Below are 3,119 nucleotides of genomic sequence, written 5' to 3' on the forward strand. Positions count from 1 at the left end.
AGCAAGGCGCTGTTTCTTGGGCGGGGTGCTCACAGATTCTGCTCCTTCACGCGATCTAGGTAGAAGCGAACCTCGGCCTCGGTGAAGCAGGGCAGTTCCTGCGTTTGCCCGGCGAAGCTGTGGGTACAGTCGCCGCAGTACTGGATTCTGCCCGCCGTGATGATGTAGTGGTTACGCCCGGTCTCAGGCTCCCCTGACTGACGGTAGCTTTCCGGTATTGGCCCCCATGACTCGTTCACCGAGGGCGTGATGGTCGGGAAGTCCACGTCGCCGTTCCACTCCCAGCGAGCCTTGCTGGTTGACTTGGGAACGTGCTGCACGGTGCGTATCGCCGTCGGGCTGGTGGCGGGGTATCGCGGATCAATCACCACCCATTCGGTGGGCGAATAGCTCAGGATTCTCATGGCCTTACTCGTCCTTCTCCGCAGCCATCGCTCTTGCAACGCTGGCCACAGCCCGGAGAGTCGCGCCGTCGAGCTTCAGCGCCTCAAGCGCCTTGCGGATCACCATCGCGTCCACACCCGGCACGATCCGAGAGAGCTTGATGTTGACACCGAGACGATCTGATAGCCAGCTCACGCTCCACCTCCGTTTCCCGTTCCCGCGACAAGCTCCTGCTGGGCCAGCGAGAAAGCCCCGTCGTACTGCTCTTTAGTGATCGCACCCGCCGCGAGGTATGCATCGAGCCGGGTCTTTGCCGCCGTAAACTTGCCCAGCCCGTCCACAGCGCCAACCATGCCGCTCTCCGCTTTGGGCACACGGAAGCGCAGTAGGCCGTCTACCAGAGCGCCGAGGCCCGGCCCGGTGGCTGCCTCAACTTTGCCGAGCGCGTGACCAAAGAGCCGGTGGACGAGTTGTGAGCCACCTCCGATTGCAGCAGTCGTTTTCACAAAGGCAATCACGGTGAACGGCTCGCCGCTTTGCGCCAGGTTGAGCGCAGCAGAGGCGAGCGTAAGTACCACCACGACCAGCACCCGGAGCCAACGACGGCGCGGCGCGGGGTCGTTAAGGATCGCCGCAATCGGTGGGATTACCGCCGAGAGAATATAGGGCAAGAAAGGAAGAATCTGGTTCATTTATGTCGCTCCATGCTTAGGAAAATCGAGGCTACCCCGATCAGGCACGAGAACAAGATCGCGAGCCACTGACGAGCACCCCCCCGATCCTCCGTCTGGCGTGAGGTATCGCCCTGGCGGTTCTCCTTGATGTTGCCCACATGCACCTCCAGCCGGGCAATGGCTTCACGAACGGAGCTTGTCTGCTTTTCGATTTCGACGAAGCGCTGTTCGTTTCGTGTCTCAAGACGCCCAATAGCATCTATGATTTTGGCGGTATTGTCGTCGTGTGTCATAAAGACAAAGGCTCCTAGCGTGTCCGCCCACCGCGATACCGAGGATCGCCGCGATAGCCGGGGTGGTTGGGGTCGTTTTGCCCGGTGAGGGCCGCATGGGTGGCTGTGGTGGTCATCACGCCGACACGCGGCCCGCCCACAAGATTCAGCGCTCGTTCGAGGTCGTCGAGCTTCTGAGCCGCCGCCTTGTCCATCAGGTCAAGGTTTCGGCTCATCTGCCCGAGTGACTCACTCACGTCGTCGTCAAAATCCACATCCCGCCACGTCCCGGACTTCCAGAACTCAATCACCTGCCGCTTGGCGTAGAGGTACTGGAGCTGCGGGTTTCTGAGGCCCGCATCCGAGTAGGTATCCCAGATCGTGTCAAAGACCTCCGCGAGAATCGCATCGGTGCTCTGCCGCGTTCGGGTGTCTCCAGCGGCCCGCACTTCCGCAAGCAGGATCGCCTTGAGTCCAATAGACGTGGCGGACATGGCTTACTTACCCTTACCCTTGGGAACGTCGTCCAAGGGTGGTTCCTCAGGCACCTCAGGCACAATCGCCTCCTCAGGCACTAAGGGTGCAGACGGCTCACCCGGTACGACACCAGCGGCAGCAAGAGCAAAGTCTAGCCCCGCTTCGTCATGTGCAGTTCGTCCTTCGACTTCTACTAGCTCGCCCCCCTGGATCTTCTCCAGAAGGGCGTTTCGATCGTATTTCACAGCCATCTCCTAGTTGCTCGTGGTGCCCTTGACGAGCACCCCCGGGCGAGTGCAGAACGCGAAGGGGTTGGACTGAACCTCAACCTCCACGAACTTCTGGAACATCGGATCCATTGCTTGCTTGGCGTACATGGGCAGACCGGGCGTGTTGGCCGTCTCCACGTAGTCCGCCGGGGCAAGTGCCTGGACAAAGATGTCTGGGACGTTGACCGGGAAGAAGTGTGCCTCAGACGCCGCAACGAAGCTCACGCCAGACACCGAGCCACGGTACTTGATGAACGTGATGCCCCCGAACTTGAAGCCCTTGTAGCGAAGATCCTCGCGCATCGGGTTCATGTTCTGCCCGCGCTCCTGGTAGTACTTGTAGGCGTCCTTAACCGTGGCATGCGTCACGAGGCGATCAAAGAAGGTGCCGCCACAGAGGCAGACCACTTCGACATCGTCTGTGCCAACGGCCCCCAGCTCTACCTGAATGGCGTCGCGAACCGCAGTACACTTCAGCAGAATCTCCGTGCCCGCTGTTCCTAGCACAAAGTCAACCGAAGTCTGCGTGATGCCAAACTCCGTGAAGAGGTTGGAGATCACCGTGGCCCCGTTAGAGTCTAGGATCGTGCCCTTGATGGCGTTGATCCGGTTGTACTCCACCGTGGTCTCAACCGAGCCACGCAGGCGCTTCATGCGCTTTTCGATCTCGTTCATTCCGATTTGAAGGTCGGTCATGGAACCAAAGGCGCGGATGTTCTGGATCTCGTCCGCGTAGATGCGATCCGAGATGGGCAAGTGGAGCGCCTGAAACGTGCGCACGTAGCGAGTGTCGCGCTTGCTGTAGTTGCCAGAGCCACCACGGGGGGTGTTGGGGACAAGAGCGAGTGTGCCCTTGTAGTTCTCCACCGTGATCATGGTCGTGGTCGAGGGGACAGGCTCAAAAATCCCCATCTTGGCGACCTGCCCTGGCACAAAGGGCATCTCATTGACAGCCTTGGTGAGGTTTTGCATCCCAAATCCGGGATTGCTATAAATATCGAGTCCGGGCATAGCTTTCTCCTTAAATTCCCGTCCGCACGATG

The 3,119-nt window shown here is 59.8% G+C and carries 7 protein-coding genes; all 7 read right to left on the reverse strand.

What is annotated here, in order from left to right:
• Positions 1-29: 29 nt before the first annotated feature.
• Complete coding sequence (locus ACH2EH_RS21135; RefSeq protein ID WP_395144835.1) at positions 30-404, reverse strand: DUF6527 family protein; 375 nt, start codon at positions 402-404, stop codon at positions 30-32.
• 4 nt (positions 405-408) lie between these two features.
• On the reverse strand, positions 409-579 hold the full coding sequence (locus tag ACH2EH_RS21140) for a hypothetical protein (RefSeq protein WP_395144837.1): 171 nt from the start codon (positions 577-579) through the stop codon (positions 409-411).
• Entirely contained in the window at positions 576-1,076 is a 501-nt protein-coding gene (locus ACH2EH_RS21145; protein ID WP_395144839.1) for a hypothetical protein, read from the reverse strand. Before ACH2EH_RS21145 ends, ACH2EH_RS21140 begins: the two co-directional genes overlap by 4 nt.
• Complete coding sequence (locus tag ACH2EH_RS21150; protein ID WP_395144841.1) at positions 1,073-1,351, reverse strand: hypothetical protein; 279 nt, start codon at positions 1,349-1,351, stop codon at positions 1,073-1,075. The genes ACH2EH_RS21145 and ACH2EH_RS21150 overlap by 4 nt, the downstream gene beginning before the upstream one ends.
• A 14-nt stretch (positions 1,352-1,365) precedes the next feature.
• Positions 1,366-1,824: a hypothetical protein gene (locus ACH2EH_RS21155; RefSeq protein WP_395144843.1), complete on the reverse strand. Its 459-nt coding sequence runs from the start codon at positions 1,822-1,824 to the stop codon at positions 1,366-1,368.
• 3 nt (positions 1,825-1,827) lie between these two features.
• Positions 1,828-2,052 carry a hypothetical protein gene (locus ACH2EH_RS21160; RefSeq protein WP_395144845.1) on the reverse strand — a complete coding sequence of 75 codons (225 nt, stop codon included), beginning with the start codon at positions 2,050-2,052 and terminating at the stop codon, positions 1,828-1,830.
• A 9-nt stretch (positions 2,053-2,061) separates the two neighbouring features.
• Positions 2,062-3,119: major capsid protein (locus ACH2EH_RS21165; protein ID WP_395144847.1), on the reverse strand; the 1,058-nt coding region annotated here is incomplete at its 5' end.

Origin of the sequence: Armatimonas sp., assembly GCF_043760365.1 — a bacterium.
Classification (GTDB): Bacteria; Armatimonadota; Armatimonadia; order Armatimonadales; family Armatimonadaceae; genus Armatimonas.

Coding starts and splice junctions, on each gene's coding strand:
- ACH2EH_RS21145 (WP_395144839.1), bottom strand. CDS start 1,076: ATGAACCAGATTCTTCCTTTCTTGCCCTATATTCTCTCGGCGGTAATC.
- ACH2EH_RS21150 (WP_395144841.1), bottom strand. CDS start 1,351: ATGACACACGACGACAATACCGCCAAAATCATAGATGCTATTGGGCGT.
- ACH2EH_RS21155 (WP_395144843.1), bottom strand. CDS start 1,824: ATGTCCGCCACGTCTATTGGACTCAAGGCGATCCTGCTTGCGGAAGTG.
- ACH2EH_RS21135 (WP_395144835.1), bottom strand. CDS start 404: ATGAGAATCCTGAGCTATTCGCCCACCGAATGGGTGGTGATTGATCCG.